Genomic DNA, 330 nt, shown 5'->3' on the forward strand with positions numbered 1-330 from the left:
GTCTTTGGCGCTCGGCCATTAAAACGGGCCATTCAGCGCTGGGTCGAAAACCCACTGGCGCAGGATATTCTCTCGGGCAAATTCATGCCGGGGGATACCATCATGGCTGATGTGGCAGAACAGGAAGAGGGTGGTTCCACTCTGGTATTCAGTTCTCGGCATCCTGTTGTGGCCATGTAATCGTAAGCATTGTGATGTTATTTGATTATTGACTTCATCAAGCGGCCCGAGAGGGCCGTTTTTTTGTGGTGGATCCGACGAGTTGCTCTGGCTGCCTGTATGATGGCTGCAGAATCTGTTGCCAAGCGCGGTATTTGAATGGTTGTTGCC

General features: G+C 51.8%; 1 protein-coding gene. It reads left to right on the top strand.

From position 1 onward, the window contains the following. The coding region (locus tag Q4563_RS17980) for a hypothetical protein (protein ID WP_303605474.1) at positions 1–180 on the top strand (180 nt) is incomplete at its 5' end. Positions 181–330 lie beyond the last annotated feature (150 nt).

It is taken from the genome of Gilvimarinus sp. 1_MG-2023 (assembly GCF_030548285.1).